This is a genomic window from Novipirellula methanifontis, from assembly GCF_052161655.1.
Classification (GTDB): Bacteria; Planctomycetota; Planctomycetia; order Pirellulales; family Pirellulaceae; genus Novipirellula.
The window spans coordinates 5681812-5700075 of record NZ_CP197418.1 but is presented as its reverse complement, the minus strand read 5'-3'; the positions used below and the strand labels follow the sequence as shown (position 1 = coordinate 5700075).

Sequence of the window (18264 nt, the reverse complement as noted above, 5' to 3'; positions counted from 1 at the left end):
ATGCGGCGGGATCTTTAGCAAGATCCACTACCAAAACATGCAGCACTAACCGAACATCATGGCACCCAGACAAATTCACGGTGGTTAATCAGACTCCAAACGAAGTCTTCGTAAACGGTTCGCCAAACAGGATCGAGTTGCGGGTCCGCTGGCGGTCCCTGGCTTACCCGTTGCTCTAGCTGTTGTTGGATCGTATTGGTTTCGCCTCGCAAATGGTTGAACCAAGTGACTTGAGGAAGTGGCGGCAACGGCTCGGGGTAATGCAATTGTTCTTCGGGAACGAGACGTTGATCAAAGCCAACGCTTAGCTCAGCCACGAACGCTTGCCGTTCTTCGGTTGTCGGTTGTCGGCCTAGGAACCGCAGAAATAACGTGTCTACGAGCGACTCCGTCGAAGGCGCCTCGATCGCGAGCCGGCTCAACTCGCTGCCCACCGATGCACGACTGAGCGACATTGCCAGCGTTCCGTTGGCCAAGATTCCCGGTTGCAGCACGTTGGCGTCAGTGTCGCGAACGCTGATCGGCTTTGCTCGAGATCCGTTCCATCCAAACGCCTGCAACACATCGGTCACTGCTCGAGCACTCGGTAGCGACAAACTGGGCCGATCACGCTCGTTATTCAAACTGGCAAACATCCAGGACCGCTTCGGGACGCCCATCGATTGACGTTTTCCAATCGGGCGTTGCCCGTCGTGGACAAACGTCAATTCTCCGACATTCATCTCATTCCCACATGCCACATACAGCGAATCAACGACTTGTTCTGCGGTCAGTCGACGCCGATCGGGTGCATTAAAGAAACGCAGTTCCGCGTCGGCAATCAGGTTTTCGCCCGATGCCTCGCGTTGGTAAGTCTTTGACGTCATGATCTGCCGCATCACAACTCGCAAGTCGTAGCCACTAGTGATCCATTGGTGAACCATCCAGTTGAGTAGCTGAGGGTGACTCGGCGTCTGCCCCTCCCAATCGCTGACGGGTTCAACCAACCCGGCGCCCATCAGCTGTTTCCAAACACGGTTGACCATCACTTGCCCGAAACGCTGGTTTTGGGGTGCAGTCATCAGTACCGCCAACCGTTCGCGTGAATCGCTCGGGTCCATCATCAGAGAACTGATCTGATCGTTATCCGCGATCCCAATCAAATTGCCCAGCGGCCAATCAGGGCTGACGGATTCGTTCGGCTTCAGTGTGACCCGGATCAACGACTCACGCCCCTTCTTTTCAAAAAAGGCATCGGGAACGCGACTGGTTTTGGGCACCTGGACACTCTTGCGTTCTAACATCGCTGCGAGCGAATACAGATCACGCTGCAACGTCGAGTGGTAGGGTGAATCGTGGCAGCGTGCACACTGCAGTTCGACTCCCAAAAACGCCCCCGCCAAGATATTTGCCTTTTCCGCATACGGCGCATCGCTTTCACCTGACAATCGGAATCCCGCACTTCCGCCGGTGTCGGGGCTGCCTCGCATCATGACCAGTTCGGTGATCATGCGGTCGATCGGCTTGTTGTCACGCAGCGAGTCATATAGGAACCAACGAAACGGCCCGGTACTGCCCATCGACTGATTCAGCAGGGTGGGGTTCTCTGCCAACAAATCTTGCCAGAGACTGATCCAATGATCGGCCATCCGCTGGTCACGAAGCAGATCATCGATCAATCGTTCGCGTTTTTCAGGCCTAGAGTCACGCAGGAATCTTTTAGCTTCTGCCTGCGTTGGGGGCACGCCCACTGTGTCCAGGTACACGCGGCGAAGAAACGACTCGTCATTAACAACCGCTGGTGGCGATAGACGTTCGGCGTCAACCGGCGGTGCAGGCCAGGCTGCCCCATCGCGAATCCATTGCTCCAACGTTGCCATTTGCTGTTCGCTCAAACCCGTGTCGGTCGGCGGCATCTCGCCGCTGCGGATTTGCGAGATCAACTCACTCGCTTCCGGATCGCCGGGAACGACCGCAGGTAGCTCGGATTCGCCGGCCAGTAAGGCAGCTTCACGCGAATTCAGTTTCAAGCCGCCCTTGTCCTTTTCGCCGTGACAACGGAAACATTGTTCGCGAAGTATGGGCAGCACTTTGCCGTGAAAATGCTCGGTGACTTTACTGTCGCTCTTCGCGGCTGCTTCGATTGCTGACTGAATTTTCTGGGCGATAAAGGCGTCGATGGGATTGGCCGGCGAATCGACGTCGACCGTGGGAATTGCAGGAGCCGGATGTTCGGCGGCCCACTGTGAAGCGGTCTGATGCCGCATGTCCCAATAGGCGTCTTGCGACGCCGCAGCGGTGCGTCGCGATGAGTCATCGATGACAATCATTTGATCCGCCATTTGCTCTAGCAGCGATTCGACGGAGGCGTCGGTCAACGGCACAACGTCTGCGTCCTTGGGCGTTAGCAGATCAAACGAATCACCGTCGGCGGTTTGTACCGCGACACACACTTCGCCCGTTTCGGTGCGTTGATTTTTGCCGCCAACAATCAGTTCTAGCACCACCCGACGAGTGTTCTTTGCCTGCTCAGAACCCCTTGGAATCGCTAGTTCTGCAAACACTTCCTGCTGGTGGTAACCATGCGGACGCACTCCTGGCAGCGGTGGTACCGCAACGGGTGTGATCGGCTGCTCGCCATCGGGTGACCGACGGGTGACTGGTTCCGTTCGGGCAACAAGTTCGCCGTCGACCCACAGTCGGCCCATTCCACGAGCTCGCATCAGCAGCCGATGGTTTCCTGGTTCGATTTTGACATCCGCAGCCATCCGCAACAGCACCGGTTCTCTCCATGCATCACGGATGCCCCAATCGTCGTATCGAATCGGCAACCGCTCAATCAGGAACGCGTCACTGGACCAACGCAACGCGTCGGCGGGCCATGTTTCGTTGTCCATGATCCAGCGATTTTCTGCTGGCAAGCCTTCGCCGATACTGACCAAAACGCGGCCTGTTGGGATTTCACCGAGTTCCGGCATCGCTTCGGCAAGGAGTTTTGGTTTGGTTTCTTCACCCACTCGGCGAAAACGCGACGCCATCATTTGATCGCTCGCTAACCCGCGAAACACAGCCACGTTGTCGAGTAGCCCGATGAAACGGTTTCCGGAGTTGGCCGATCCGATCCACACTTGATCGTCATCGACGATCGGTGGCTCAGTTGTTTCTCCGCCCATGCCCCAATCGCCGCCGGTCGGTTGTCCATCGATCCAGCCTCGCATCGAATCGGGCTCGCCAAAGCGATACGACACTGCGACATGATGCCAAGTGTTTTGGGCCGTGAACGAATCGGTCGACGTCCAGCGGTGCCAATGAGCATCGCCACTGGAGGGCTTAGTCGCGAACAGAAAGCCGACCCGCATCGAGCTTCCAACCTTTTGCACACGCATCGCCCAATTCTGGTTGTCCTTGGCAAAATGGGGGCTGCCGGTTCGCCCTTTGCTAACGATATAGATGGGCGAGTTGTTAGCGGGAAGTTCGATTTTTACCCACGCTTCGAGCGTGATCGCGTCCCCGTTGGTAAAGTCAAAATCAGTTTGATCGGCGGAATCGTCGATTGACAAATAGCCACCGGAATCACCGAGTCGGATTGCCGTGTTGTTGCTTTGAAAGTCAGGATAAACCGGAGGACGCGGCCCCGCCTGGTCACGCAGAACCGATCCGTGTGACTTAAACGAACGTGTCGCTTCAGCTGCAAAGTCCCAATCGGCAACCAGTTCTGGCTCGTCCGCATGCGACGTCGACAAGAGATTCAAAATCATCAATGCGGCGAGCGTCAATTTCAAGGCGTACATCATGTCTAAGGTTTCTGTCCTTCAGCTGTAATAAATTCGGCGGGCAAACCAGCAATAAACACGGGGTCCACAATTTGATCGTCGTCCCGAGCATCCTGAAAGAATAATCCGTCGACAGCGACTCCTGGCGCGTAGCCAAGATCACTCAAATCGATCCCGACTGCGATCGCCCAAAATGGGATCGCAGGATTCATTCGCGTGAACGATCCGTCGATTAGGTCCGACACGGACTGAACGGGTGAGTTGAACTGCAACAGATCAAAGTCGGGAATCGATAACGCCTCGGCCGAGTTGAGCGTGATGTCGTAACGCATCACGGTCAGTGAGCGTAAGCCCGTGGTGAAATGCAACGGGCTGACGTGAAATCCGTCTCCGTCCGCTGGGTTCAGTACCGACTGCAATTCAAAGAACACGACGTCGGGTCCAGATGCATTGATAACGGGCGTGCGAAAACGAATCGCCATCCCCTCGGTCGTGTCATCATCTTTGTTGTCACCCAAAACCGGATCACCGTTTAGCGGTTGGACACTGCCGCCTAGATTCAGAAAGCCTGTGTGAAGCAACGCATCCGACTCTATCACTGCCCGGCGGCCATCACCCACTTCGTTCGTATTTCCGACTGCAACGGACGTGTGCTGCGTGTTCGTGCCGCCATGAAAATGAGTCACCTCGACTCCGACCAACTCAGACACATCATATTGGCGAGTTACTCCGGCTCGTTGAACGGAAACGCTGTACAGTTGCCCGTCGAACTTGCCGTTGGTCGTTCCCATTGCAAACTCGACAACTCGGTCGGGAAGTTGACGACGATACTTGCCCGGTTGGAAGTCGACGGTCGATGAGTCGTCGCCGTTGAAACGACTCGCCTGGCGTTCGGTCAACAATATTTTTTCTGCGGCTAACCGATCGCGAGGAAGAACTTCGGCCGCCCCTTCGACGACTTGCACTTCGGTGTCGCCCGCTTCATCAACGTCGACGGAGAAGCGTGTTCCCAAATCGGTGACTTCGGTCTTTGGCGTGATCACTTGGAACCCCTCGGCACCTGCTGGAGCATGAACGCTGCACGCCCCTTGACGCACGATCAATCGCTCCAGGCTGGCAATTTCGATCACTGTCGGTGCATCCAGAATGACCTCCGCGCCACTGGGGAACTTCAATTCGATCATGCCCGAAATTAGTGCGTACTCGTGCTTGCTTTTCAGCGATTCGCCGACAGCGGGCATTACATCGCGAAAGAAAACGCCGCCAGCGGACTGAACCAACACCACGGAATCCTGGGGTGATACCGCGGGTTCTTCCTTCGGTTCGAGAAAACTCCACCACACCAACGACGCCATCATTAGCATCGACACTGCCACCGCCATCCAGAATTGCAGTTGCGTTTCCTTCTGGTTCTTGTGCGGATTAGCAGCAGGCGTCGTCGTGCCCTGAGTCAATTGACGCAGATCGGTATCCAGATCCAGATAGTTAAAGTAAGTCTGTTGAGCGTCCACGTCGTCTCGCAACAGATCCTGCAAAGTGAGGTGTTCCGATTCTGTGATCGATCCATCGACAAGCTTGTCCAGCAGAGTGGGTAGCGTTCGTGCGTCTTGGTTTTTATCTGACATGCTCAACCTAACGCCTCCTCGGATGCGATCCGTTTCTCGATGCATTGCAGTAGCATTCGGCGGACGGCGGACAAGCGGTTGTACATGGTCTGCACGGCCTTGCCTGCGGAATCGGCGATTTCCGCGACCGGACGCATCTCTTCGTAAACGAGATGGATCAGTTCGCGATCGGTTTGTTTTAGATGTTCGATGCACTTACGCATCGCGGACGAGCGGAGGTCACGTTGCCCCAGCGTAGCGATCCGGCGATCGGCCAATTGTTCAGCAAGATCATCTGCGAACTGCAAGCGGTCTCGGCCTGCCACGCGTCGGAAATTGCGAACTTCGTTAAACGCAACGCCACAGGCCCACGGCAGGAACAGTCGCTCGTTATCAAAGTCATCAAAGTGTCGCCATAGCGTCAAACTGCATCGCTGGAACACATCCTGTGCATCAGCATACTGTGGCAACAGCGTCCTCACGTAGGCGAATATCCGAGTCTGATCCCGCAGGAAATGCTGCAGGAACTCCTCGTAGCGATCGTTGTCAAATTCGTCCGTCGTCATCACGTCTGGCCGCTGTTATTCCAGTGTCATTCGCAGCCCATCATGGCTGCTACGAGTAAATGGTACGGGGGCACTTGATAGTTACTACAAAAAATCGAAGAAAGTGAAAGTCGATTTCGGGATGGCGCCCGCGGCTAAGGATCGAAACAAAACCTGCGCGACATTGATTTTTACGAAATACCGATTCGATAGTGGCAGCGTGCAAGCCTGGCCTGCTAAAAGTTTGGTGTTGTCATCGGGTATTGGGGGTAAGTTTTCCTTCCGGTCTATACTGCAGTTACCTCTCCACCGACGAAGTCGGGGGAGAGGTCGAGCACGCCCTTAAGGCGTTGCTCGGGTGAGGGGGCGACCGCGCTATCATCCGAGCAAGTCCGGTGCAAACGGCGTTGTCGTCGGCGAGTGGCTTGCTCGGTCAGCCCCCTCACCCGAACGTCGCTGAAGGCTCCGTTCGACCTCTCCCCCAACGAAGTTGGTGGAGAGGTGGCAGAAAACCATCGCAACTAAAAATCACAACACCACCAAATCTTTAGCAGTCCAACCCCGCGCCTCACCGCTAAACCTCAATCCGTCATTTTAATTCAGAAACCAGCTTCCCATCAGCGATGGTCCAAATCCGTACGACGCCGCTTTGGCCGCCGGCGATTAACTTCTTTCCGTCCGGCGTGACGGCGATTGTAAACACGAAGTCTTTGGCGGTATCGAAACTGCGAACCTTGCCTCCGTTCGTTGAATTGACAAGTCGCACTTCGCCGCTGCCACATGCCGCGACAACTTGATCGGTGGCTTCTACAAATTGAATTGCGGTCATCTCTTTCGGGAAACCGCTGACCGTCCGCGACGTTTCTCCCGTCTCGGTATTCCACAATTTGACCGTTTGATCGGCTCCGGCGGACGCCAGGGCCTCACCACTGTCTTGCCAAGCCACCGACAGAACATGGTGCGTATGTCCTTCGAGTTGCCGTGTCGTGGTGCTGGTGGCGACATCGGTCAATGCGATTGTTCGATCCGCCGACGATGACGCCAGCGTTCGCCCATCGGGTGAAAAGTCGAGCCCGAGCACGGTGTCAGAATGAAGGTCGCCCAAATCACGAACAAGTTCTCCGGTTTGAACGTCAAAAATCTTGACGGTTCCCGATCGGCTTGGTTCGCCTGAACCCACCGCCACCGTCATCGCGTCGGGACGGAAATCGATAGCGGTGACGCGATCGGCAATTTGTCCGGGATCGTTAATCGCCCCGATCGTCCGCTCGAGCGTCCAATGTTCTTGCAGCGACCAGCACTGCACGGCGCCAGGGCCACTTAGCCGACAAAGCTTGTCGCCGAGAATCGCCACATCGAATTGGCCTGTTCCACCGTCAGCCGCTAAATCGCTAGAGCTTGTCTGCGGAAACTGAGTCAACGGTTGGCCATCGCTGCTGCGAATCACACGCGTGCTGCCATCACGATGGACTGTGGCGATTTGGGTGGCATCGGGACTCCACGCGACAGCGAGCACCGCGCGTCCCGGTCGCGTCAAATTTGCTTGAACGTGGGCCAGTTTCGCATCGAGCCGAGCGAGCCGGCGTGTTTCAGCATCGACGACGCCTTGGTGTGCGGGGATCGCGTCGGTGGCTCGTTTATGAGCCGCAGTAGCCGCGTCAGTCGATCGTTGCTGCTTGACCAATTCAGCGTCTGTCTTCGCTTTTTCCGCTTCGGCTTTCGTCAATGCGGCACGCTGGGCTTCAAGTTCCTTCGTGCTCTTTTCCAGCGACGCTTTTGCCGCGGCGATGGTTTTCTCGGCCGCGGCAACGTCGGCTTTCGCTTTGTCGATCGCGGCTTGAGTAGCGGCAACTTGCTTTTCCGCTTCCGCCTTTTTAGCCGCCTCGGCTTCGTCTTTTTCCTCTTTCTTCTCGTCCGATTCGTCCGCTGCGGTTTTCACGACAGCCGCCTTGTCTGTTTCGAGCTGCTTTGTCGCTTTCTCGAGTCTCGCTTTTGCTTCGACAACGACTTTCTCTGCGGCCGCCATGTCAACCTTGCTCTTTTCGATCGCGGCCTCTGACGCCGTCACCAGCTTGGCTGCTGCGACACGTTTTGCTTCATTGGCGTCGTTCGCCACGATCGCTGCATCACGTGTCTTGATAAGTGCCGCGAGAGCCTCGTCTTCTTTCTTTAGTAACTCTTGAAGCGTTTTCGTTTTACCCGTCAATTTTGCCACGAATGCTTTTTGGCGGTTTGCGTCACGAGTCGCCTTGGTCAACGCCAGCGAATCTTCGACCGAAGCGTTGCTGGTGGTTAATTGTTTTCCGTCTGCCAAGTTCCAGACACCGACGATGCCGTTACGACTGCCAGTCACCAGACGTGTTTGATCGGTGGAAACGGCCATGGCATCGACGACCGATCCTACTTCCAGGGTGCGAGTGACTTGATTCTTTGCCGCATCGACCAGCACAACGCCACGTGACTCGCTGGCGATTGCAACCGCGAGCGCTGGCTTGGCAATCAGTGCCACGGCGGTGGCATCTACAATGTCAGCGATGGAATCATGCACCACTTGGACACTTGCGGGCGCCTTTTCCGCGGCCGCAACGAATCGCAAAAGTCTTACGATGCCCTCGTTGCTTCTGACTGCAACGTGAACGCCATCGCTGCACGTGGCCAATTGTTTCAGTGATAACCCAAGTTTAAGTCCGGCGAGTTCGTTTCCGGTGGCTGCGTCATTAAACGTCACGCGTCCCGCTTCGTCGGCGATGACCAAATGGTCCGTGGATCCCGCCCACGCGATTCCGACAACGGGATCGGAGTGTCCCATTATCGTTGCTCGTCGTTCGTTCTTGGCAACATCCCAGACCTCGATATCACCGATGGCATTGACGAGCGCAATCCCCGAACTATCGGGCTTGACCGCCATCGTTTGAGCCGGCTTCAACCACGCAGCGTCTTTGGACTCGAGCGGCGAATGCGTTCGCTTCCAGAACCGCACGGTGCGGAATCCACCCGTGGCGAGTCGACGTCCATCCGGTGAAAAGGCAATCGATTGAATCAAGTCGACATCCGCGATCCCTGAATCGCCTAACGCGGGATCCGCCAGCGAGACGGTTTCGGTTGGATTGTCTAGGTCAGTAACCAACAAGCGATTGCCGCGGGCAAAGGCGAAGTGCAGCCCATCGGGTGAAACGTCCGACGCATAGACCGTTCGAATCGATTCGGGAATGGCTTGCCAGCTGATCGACTCGGTTTCGGTCGTGTCGGAACCGTTCGCACCTTGCTGGATCCACAATTGCCAGAGCCCCAATTCCTCAGGAGTCAGCGGGGACGCGCCGACGTCATTGTCTTCCGGGGGCATTAGCGGATCCTCTTCGCCAGTCGCCCGCATCAACAACAAACTTGATTTGGCGTCTTTGGCGATCACCGCCGGGCCGGTGTCGCCACCCTTCATCAGCGACGCATGTGATTCGAGAACCAAACCGCCCTCAGCATCGGCCTTGTGATGACATGCCACACAATTCCGCTTCAAGATCGGAGCGATTTCAGTCGCAAAGTCGACAGGCGTCGTTCGTTCCAACTTTGCGATCGTTAACACGGATTCGGCACCGACCGGTACCGCAGCCAGCAACCAGAGCAGAGCCATCACAGCTGCGGCGATTGGCGTGCAATGTGCTCTGAGGCAGCGACCCCCGGCAGTCGAAAATTCGCATGGACGAACGGTTGAGCATGAAGGAGGAACCGACATAGTGGTTTGCTCGAGAGATTAAAGGTGGGAAAACGCGAGGTGGGAGTGACCAGTTTACTAAAACTTGGCCCGCCAGGAGTGTATAGACTAAAAAACAAGCTGGAATTGAGGAAATGGATCTGCGGCAACCGGGCTATTTCATAATTTGACATTGTGACCAGTAAACACTATCGTAGTCATTAAGTCCTTTGGACTTCCCGCCCCCGATCTCGGGAATCCCCCCCAATACAGTGACACTCGCTTATGCGATCCGACTTAACCCGGCGCGAGTTCTCGAAGGTGCCATGGTGTTTGCCATGTGTCGCTGCGATAGTTCTTTCGCTGTGCCACTGCGATATTTCAGCTGCCGTGGACGCACCAAAGCATGCGATTAGCCCCAAACGTGCGATTAGCTTCGCCAACGACGTCGCTCCTGTATTGACCAAAGCAGGCTGCAACACCGGCGTTTGCCACGCCAAGGCGGGTGGCGGACAGAACGGTTTTCAACTTTCGCTGTTGGGTTTCGAGCCCACCGAAGATTACGAACACGTGGTTCGCGAAGGTCGCGGGCGACGACTGTCCCTGGCGGCACCGGACCAAAGTCTGCTACTGCTGAAAGCGACCGGGCAAGTTCCGCATGGCGGTGGCCATCGGCTAGACATCGATTCAACCGGCTATCGCCAACTGCGTGACTGGGTTGCCGCAGGAGCTCTGTACGGTGCGGACGACGCACCCGAGCTTGATTCGATTCAGGTCCAGCCCGAACGAGGATTGCTGAACCAGGGTGCATCGCAGCAATTAACGGCGGTTGCTCATTACAGTGACGGCACAACTCGCGACGTCACCGATCTGGCTCTCTACGAAACCAATGACGTCGCGATGATCGAGTCGTCCGAGTCCGGTTTGGTGCATGCTCAGCATCTGCCCGGCAACGCGGCCGTGATGGTTCGTTATCAAGGCAAAGTCGCAGTCTATACCGCCGCGATTCCCTTGGGAGCCGCCGTCGATGAAGTGCCTGAGTCGAACAACTTCGTTGACAACCATGTCTTTGACAATTTGCAAACGCTGCGCATTCCGCCTTCGCCGGTATGCGACGACGCGACATTCTTGCGCCGTGTGACGTTGGACATCGCTGGCCGCTTGCCGACCGAAGCCGAATCGCGTGCCTTCCTGACAAACAGCGACGATGACCGCCGTGATCAAGTGATCGACGATCTGTTAAAGAGCCCTGATTACGCAGACTACTTTGCAAACAAGTGGACATCGCTACTGAAGAATCGGCGGGATGACAAAAGCGACATCACATCCAACTTTGCCTTTCATGCTTGGATGCGAGACAGTTTGCTGGCGAACCGGCCTTACGACCAAATCGTGCGTGAGTTGTTGGCTGCCACGGGAACCGTAATGGGCAATCCGCCGGTCGCTTGGTACAAGCGAGTCAAGGAACCGAAGGAACAAATCGAGGACGTTGCCCAATTGTTTCTCGGCGTCCGGATGCAGTGTGCCCAGTGCCACCATCATCCGTTTGAGCGATGGAGCCAAGACGATTACTACTCGCTTGTCGCGTTCTTTAGCAAAGTGGGACGCAAACCAACGGGCGTACGCGGCGAGGACCAAATCTTTCATCAACGCGGCGTCGCGGGTGAAAAGAACCCCAAGACCGGAGAAACCCTGCTGCCTGCGGCTTTGGGAGACAGCGTCGGTGAAATCCCTGCTGGCGAGGATCCTCGGCTACGACTGGCTGATTGGATGAGCTCGGCTGAGAATCCGTTCTTTGCCAAAGCACTGGTGAATCGCTATTGGAAACATTTCTTTAGCCGTGGGCTGATCGAACCCGAAGATGACATCCGCGACACCAATCCGCCCACCAATCCCGAACTGTTAGCCGCGATCGAAAAACACTTTGTCGACAGCGGTTATGATCTGAAAGAATTGGTTCGGGTGATTACTCGTTCTCATGCCTATCAATTGAGTTCGGTTCCTAACGAACACAACATTGCCGACCGCCAAAACTACTCGCGGTTCTATCCCAAGCGGCTGCAAGCCGAAGTGCTGCTTGATTCGATCGATTTTTTGACAGCCGCACGCACCGATTTTGCCAACTTGCCCGTTGGCACCAAAGCGGTCGCACTGCCCGATAATAGCTACAACAAATCGTCGCCGTTTTTGCGAGTGTTTGGACGTCCCGAAAGCACCAGTGTGTGCGAGTGCGAGCGGGTTCAATCCTCCAGCCTGGCGCAGAGCTTGCATTTCATCAACGCCGCGGACATTAAAGCCAAACTCGCGTTCAAAGGGGGCCGCGCCGAACGTTTGGCGGCCGCGAAAGACGTCAGCAACCAAGATCGAGTCAACGAGTTGTACTTGGCGGCTTATTCACGGACGCCTCGCGACGAAGAGGAGTCCACGGCGGTCGCATATTTATCCGAACCAAGGATGGCTGCAGACAAGAAACCAATCAGCGAAGTCGATGCCACCCGCGAAAATTTGCAAGATTTGCTGTGGGCATTGATCAACACCAAAGAGTTTTTGTTCAACCATTAAAGAGACGCTCCCACGTCGCAACGCTACGAAAAAAAATAACGTCCCAACAACCATCGCCATGACCTATCCCAAACCGACGAAACAACATCCTTCGCGTACGCTCAGGCTGACCATTGGCTTTGTGATGTCGCTTATCTTTTCGACGAACTCGATCGATGCGTTCGCTCAGTCGGTTTGTTTGCCGTCTCCGCGATTGTTGACCACGATGCCCATGGGCGCCCAAGCCGGCAGCGAAATCGAAGTCACCCTCAGCGGGGATTCAATCGATGACGCGAGCGAACTTGTCTTCTCGCATCCCGGTATCACCGCAAAACCGAAACTCGATGATGCCGGTAAAGTCGTTCCGAAGCGATACGTTGTCACGATTGCAGCGGATTGTCCTGCCGGCATTCATGAAGCTCGTGTGATGACGCCGCTTGGCTTGTCCTCGTCACGTGTCTTTTCAGTCGACACGGTGGCCGAGGTCGTTCAGTCCGAACCGGCTACGTCGCCGGAGATGGCATTGCCAGTGGCGATCAACTCGATTGTTAACGCGACGATGCCGGTACGTGGCGTGAACCATTACCGATTCGAAGCCAAAAAAGATCAACGTGTCATTGTCGACTGTGCCGCACGCGGTATCGACAGCAAGTTGAACGCGGTGGTGATCATCGCGGACGCCGCCGGTCGCGATTTGTTGGTCGAACGTCGTGGCGACCTGCTCGACTTCGTCGCTCCCGAGGACGGCCAATACATCGTGAAAGTCCACGAATTGACGTTTAAAGGGGGGGGCGAGTATTTTTATCGCTTGGCAATTCGTGAGCTTCCTGCAGGCGAGCGACCGCAGAGAATGGCGGGTACCGAAGAAGTTAATGCGTTTTCGTGGCCGCCTGTTGGTCTTTCACAAGAGGCTAAAGTTGCCGAGGTCGAACCTAACGATGGAAAGGGCGATGGCCAAGCTTCATCGGTTCAAACGATCACGCTGCCGTGCGACATTGCGGGAACGTTTTTCCCTGCCGCCGACGTCGATGTGTTCGAGTTCACTGCGAAAAAGGGCGAAACATGGTGGGTCGAAGTCGCTTCGGAGAGACTCGGTCTACCCACCGATCCGACGATGCTCGTACAACGAGTTGTTGAAAGCGTCGAAGACGGCTCGAAGACCGAATCCCTTGTCGACGTCATCGAGCTAGCCGATATTCCAAGTCCGGTAAAAGTATCCGGCAACAACTACGCCTACGACGGTCCTCCGTACAACGCAGGCACATCCGACATTCTTGGCAAAATTGAGATCCCCGAAGACGGTCGTTATCGGGTGCAACTGCTGGACGCATTTGGCGGCACTCGCAGTGACATTCGAAACCGTTACCGGATGATCATCCGCAAAGCCGAACCTGACTTTGCGCTCGTCGCGTGGGCCCTGCATATGGGGCTGCGTAACGGCGATCGCAACGCGTTGTCCAAACCGATGTCGCTGCGACCCGGCGCGACAATGGCTCTGGAAGTGGTCGCGTTTCGTCGCGATGGGTTTGCTGGTGACATCGAGTTGTCGATGCAAGAGCTGCCTGATGGCGTGTTCGCGCAAGGTTTGAAAATTCCTGCCGGCAAATCACGGGGCATTATGTTGGTCACTGCGGACGAAGGTGCACCTGCCGGCTGGGCCAATGCAACGTTCGTTGGTCAAGCCGAGATAGACGGTAAAGCGATCAGCCGGCCTTGTCGCTTGGCGTCGATGGCGTGGCCTGTGAAGGATGCATGGTCCGAAATCCCCAGTCCGCGACTCGTTGGCGATGTGGCTGTATCGGTCGGCAGTGCCGAAGTTGCCCCGCTGACGATTCAGCCCTCCGCCGACGCACCGATCGAAGTGGTGGCTGGCGAATCGGTGACGATTCCGTTGACCCACCGCCGCCGCAGCGAATTTTCCGGAGCAACGGTCGCGATGCAAACGATGGGAGGCGGGTTTGAGAGTCACCCTAAATTCGACTTGCCGCTTAATGATGATCACTCGGAAGTGACCCTCGACTTGGCAAAGTTGAAAACGGCTCCCGGCGACTACTGGATCGCCTTCTACGGAAGTGCTGTAGCAAAATATTCACCGGCATCGCTGGCCCCTGACTCGCCTGCCACTGACTCGGTCGCCGCCGAAAAGCTCACCAGCGAACCTGCAAAGAAGCCCTCTACTACCGACATCGCCGATATCGTGGTGTCCAAACCGATCGCGATTCGCGTCCTACCCGCGGAGAAGAAATGAGACGTCCTTCACAAGCCGATTACGATACTCAAACGATTCAACCGGCTCATTGTCCAGGACCACTTGGCAACGTGCTGGCGACTGGCAACGGGAGACGTGGCTCGTCTCGCCGGAGTTTTATGCGGATGGGGATCGCCGGCTTTGCCAGTCTCAGTCTGCCGAGCGTGATGCGAATTCGTGCTGCCAGTCCGACGACGTCGCGGAAAAAGACGTCGGTCATCATGGTTTGGAAACCCGGTGGCTGCTCTCACATCGACACCTACGACCCCAAACCCAATGCGGGCACCGAATATCGCGGCCCTTTTGGAACGATTGGAACCAAAATCCCGGGCGTCCGCTTCACGGAACTGTTGCCAAAACAAGCCGCGATTGCGGACAAGTTCACGGTGCTGCGAAGTATGCATCAAACCGCCGGTGGACATCCGGCCGGTTCCATGCAATTGCTGTCGGGCGACTCCGACACGCGTGACAAACCGAAACCACGGCTTCCCGATTGGATGACGGTGGCAAACTATCTGCGTGCTCAAGAGGAAGCGACGCGAACGAATCCGTTGCCGCGGTATGTCGGCGTCAATATGTCAAACGAATATATTGGCCCGGCCTACATTGGTGAAACCTATTCGCCATTCTCTGTCACCGGTGACCCGAATGCTCCTAACTTCGTCGTCCCCAACATCGGATTGACCGATTCGCGTGAAGTCGAGCGTTTGAGTCGGCGAATCGATTTGCGACAGAAACTCGATACGATGACGCGAGCGTTTGACCAATACGGTGAACTTGGCGCTCTAGATGAGTTCGAGACGCAAGCAATGACGCTGCTGACGAATCCGCAAACCAAGCGGGCCTTTGACCTCAGCGAAGAAGACGATGCGACTCGCGATCGTTATGGTCGCAATACCTGGGGACAACAATTGTTGCTCGCTCGCCGTTTGGCCGAAGCGGGTGTCGAGGTACTGACCAGCAGCCTGCGCGGTCCACTATGCGGCCGAGTCCAGAATTGGGACGACCATGCCGTCAATCATCACGTGTTCGACGCGATGCGTTTTCGGGCCGCAGCATACGATCAAGCTGTCACCGCACTAATCGAAGATATTTATGAGCGAGGCTTGGATGAACGGGTGATGGTCGTCGTCACTGGCGAGTTCGGTCGTACACCGAAGATCAACTATCAACCCAGCACCGGAGCCGGTAACGCTAGCGCCGCTGCAGGCACCAAGCAACCTGGCCGTGATCATTGGCCGCGTGCGTTCTCGAACATCTGGGCTGGCGGCGGAATCCAAACGGGCCAGTGCATCGGGGCGACGGACAAACGCGGTGAAGATGTGATCGAGCGTCATTGCGGTCCCGGCGACTTCTTGGCAACCATCTATCATCACCTAGGAATCGACGCGTCCAAAGTGTTCATCAAAGATTTTAACGGCCGTCCGACGCCAATCGTCGATCACGGCAAACCGATCCCCGAGTTAATTAGGGCTTAGCTGGCTTTCCCAACGCTGAGAAGCAATTAGCGGCGGCAAATTACGGCAATTGCGTTTTGTTGCTACGCTCGCCAGAGCGTGGATAGTTGCCTCTCAAAATGCGAATCACCACCTTCTGGCGAAGGTAGCTACGATATTTCCTTCTGACCGATTTTCCTCGCCTTCCGTCATGCACACCATCCTCCGACATTGCCGCAATTTGATCTGGCTCGCGTGTAGCGTCGCGATCGCGTGTGCTCCCACGTTCGCTGACGACGCTGCGGTCAGTTTCGAGCTCGATATCCAACCGATTCTCACCGCTCAAGGCTGCAATTCAGGCGCATGCCACGGTAAGCAGCGTGGTCAAAACGGATTTCAACTCTCGCTGCTTGGCTTTGACCCAGAATTCGACCACGCTGCGGTCAGCCGTGATGCGCGTGGTCGACGCATCTTCCCTGCGTCCCCCGAGAACAGTTTGTTGCTGCTAAAGGCGACTGCCGAATTGCCACACGGCGGTGGCCGCAAAATCGAGCGAGATTCGGAAGTCTATCAAACGTTGACGCGGTGGATCCGCCAAGGTGCACCTCGTCGCGTGGAAGGTGAGCCGACGCTCGAAAAAGTGACGCTCGATCGAGATTCTTTTTCGCTCACGCCATCGGAAACTCAATCGCTGCGGGTCACGGCCCACTACAGCGACGATTCGACACGAGACGTCACTCGGTTGGCGACCTATTTGTCCAATGACGACGCTGTGGTTTCGGTCGACGCAAACGGTGTCATCCAAGCCGGTTCGCTGCCCGGGGAAACCGCTGTGATGGCTCGCTATATGTACCACATCGAAGTGGCTAACGTGGTGATCCCGCAAACCGAACCGCTGCCGCCCGCCGTCTTCGCGTCACTTGAGCGAAATGGATTCATCGACGAACTGGTTTACGAGAAATTACAGAATCTTGGGATCGAGCCCTCGCCGGTGGTCGACGATCATGTTTTCTTGCGGCGTGTGAGCCTCGATTTGATTGGTCGTCTTCCGACGGTCGAAGAAGCCCGTGCGTTTCTCGATGGCAGCGAAAGCGAGACTCCGGCCGAGCGAAGGGCCAAGCTGGTCGATCAACTGCTCGAGCGACCCGAGTTTTCGGATCATTGGGCCGGTTATTGGGCCGATCTGCTGCGTCCGAATCCCTACCGCGTTGGCATCAAGGCGGTGATGAATTACGACAATTGGATTCGCCAGCAGTTTCGTGACGAAGTGCCCTACGACACCTTTGTTCGCAAACTGGTGACCGCAAAAGGAAGCACCTGGCAAAACGGAGCGGCCACCCTTTATCGCGATCGACGCAGTCCCGACGAGGTTGCGACGATGGTTAGCCAGTTGTTCCTGGGGATCCGATTGGACTGTGCCAAGTGTCATCATCATCCGTTTGAAAGATGGAGCCAACAAGACTTTTACCAGTTCGCCGCCTACTTTGCCAAAGTTAGCTACAAAGGCACCGGACTGTCGCCGCCCATCTCCGGTGGCGAAGAAGTTGTCTTTACTTCAAGCAAAGGGTCCGTGTTGCACCCGCTGACAAGCGAAACAATGACGCCAACGCCGTTGTTTCAGGTCGCGGGGAATGAAGCAACGGACACACCCGAAAGCGACAACGGGGAACCCGCCGATCCACGCGATGCACTCGCTCAATGGATGACATCCACCGACAACGACTTCTTTGCCAAAGTCCACGTCAATCGCACCTGGGGGATCCTGATGGGTCGCGGATTGGTCGAACCGGTTGATGATCTACGCACCACCAACCCCGCAACCAATCCAACGCTGCTGAGTGCATTGGCCAAGGATTTCCAGGCGTCAGGGTACGATTTCAAGCAATTGTTGAAGACGATCACGCTGTCCCAAGTCTATCTACACGGTTCCGAGCCAACGGCGTCCAACGTCGCGGATCGGTTGAACTATTCGCGTCACTATCGCCGCCGATTGCGAGCGGAAGTGTTGCTAGACGCCGTGGCCGACGTGACGCAGACCACTGAATCGTTCCAAGCGATGCCTCCTGATTCGCGAGCCAACCAAGTTTGGACGACACGCGTCGATTCGATCTTCCTCGATACCTTTGGCCGGCCCAACGAGAACCAGGATCCGCCGTGCGAACGGACGCCCGATTCGACAGTTACGCAATCGCTTCACTTGATGAACTCTCAACAACTCGACAAGCGTGTTCGTTCCGACTCGGGACGCGCCGCAAGGTTGGCGGAAAATCAAAAATCGCCTGAACAGATCGTCGACGAACTGTATTTGGCAACCTTCACGCGATACCCTACCGCAGACGAACGCGACTACGCCATCGAGCTGATCACGAAGGCAGCGGATCGCCGCGGCGTGATCGAAGATCTGATGTGGGCGATGCTGAATGCCCCAGAATTCTCAATCCTGAACTAGG

At 56.1% G+C, this 18264-nt stretch carries 8 protein-coding genes; 4 read left to right on the top strand and 4 right to left on the bottom strand.

Going from position 1 to position 18264, the window contains the following annotated elements:
- Positions 1-56: 56 nt before the first annotated feature.
- The 4 genes from SH528x_RS20650 to SH528x_RS20635 all read right to left on the bottom strand — a co-directional run bounded on the left by SH528x_RS20650 (position 57) and on the right by SH528x_RS20635 (position 9529).
- A complete protein-coding gene (locus SH528x_RS20650; RefSeq protein ID WP_442505345.1) occupies positions 57-3773 on the bottom strand; it encodes a DUF1553 domain-containing protein in 3717 nt (1238 codons plus the stop codon).
- Positions 3774-3775: 2 nt separating this feature from the next.
- Positions 3776-5377 carry a FecR domain-containing protein gene (locus SH528x_RS20645; protein ID WP_442505344.1) on the bottom strand — a complete coding sequence of 534 codons (1602 nt, stop codon included), beginning with the start codon at positions 5375-5377 and terminating at the stop codon, positions 3776-3778.
- Positions 5378-5379: 2 nt separating this feature from the next.
- Positions 5380-5922: a sigma-70 family RNA polymerase sigma factor gene (locus SH528x_RS20640; protein WP_442505343.1), complete on the bottom strand. Its 543-nt coding sequence runs from the start codon at positions 5920-5922 to the stop codon at positions 5380-5382.
- Between the two features lie 568 nt (positions 5923-6490).
- Entirely contained in the window at positions 6491-9529 is a 3039-nt protein-coding gene (locus SH528x_RS20635) for a c-type cytochrome domain-containing protein (RefSeq protein ID WP_442505342.1), read from the bottom strand.
- A gap of 450 nt (positions 9530-9979) precedes the next feature.
- Between SH528x_RS20635 and SH528x_RS20630 the strand changes: the two genes are divergently transcribed.
- The 4 genes from SH528x_RS20630 to SH528x_RS20615 all read left to right on the top strand — a co-directional run bounded on the left by SH528x_RS20630 (position 9980) and on the right by SH528x_RS20615 (position 18263).
- Complete coding sequence (locus tag SH528x_RS20630; RefSeq protein WP_442505341.1) at positions 9980-12151, top strand: DUF1549 and DUF1553 domain-containing protein; 2172 nt, start codon at positions 9980-9982, stop codon at positions 12149-12151.
- Positions 12152-12209: 58 nt separating this feature from the next.
- Positions 12210-14378 carry a serine protease gene (locus SH528x_RS20625; RefSeq protein WP_442505340.1) on the top strand — a complete coding sequence of 723 codons (2169 nt, stop codon included), beginning with the start codon at positions 12210-12212 and terminating at the stop codon, positions 14376-14378.
- On the top strand, positions 14375-15856 hold the full coding sequence (locus SH528x_RS20620) for a DUF1501 domain-containing protein (RefSeq protein WP_442505339.1): 1482 nt from the start codon (positions 14375-14377) through the stop codon (positions 15854-15856). Before SH528x_RS20625 ends, SH528x_RS20620 begins: the two co-directional genes overlap by 4 nt.
- A gap of 169 nt (positions 15857-16025) precedes the next feature.
- A complete protein-coding gene (locus tag SH528x_RS20615; protein ID WP_442505338.1) occupies positions 16026-18263 on the top strand; it encodes a DUF1549 domain-containing protein in 2238 nt (745 codons plus the stop codon).
- Position 18264 lies beyond the last annotated feature (1 nt).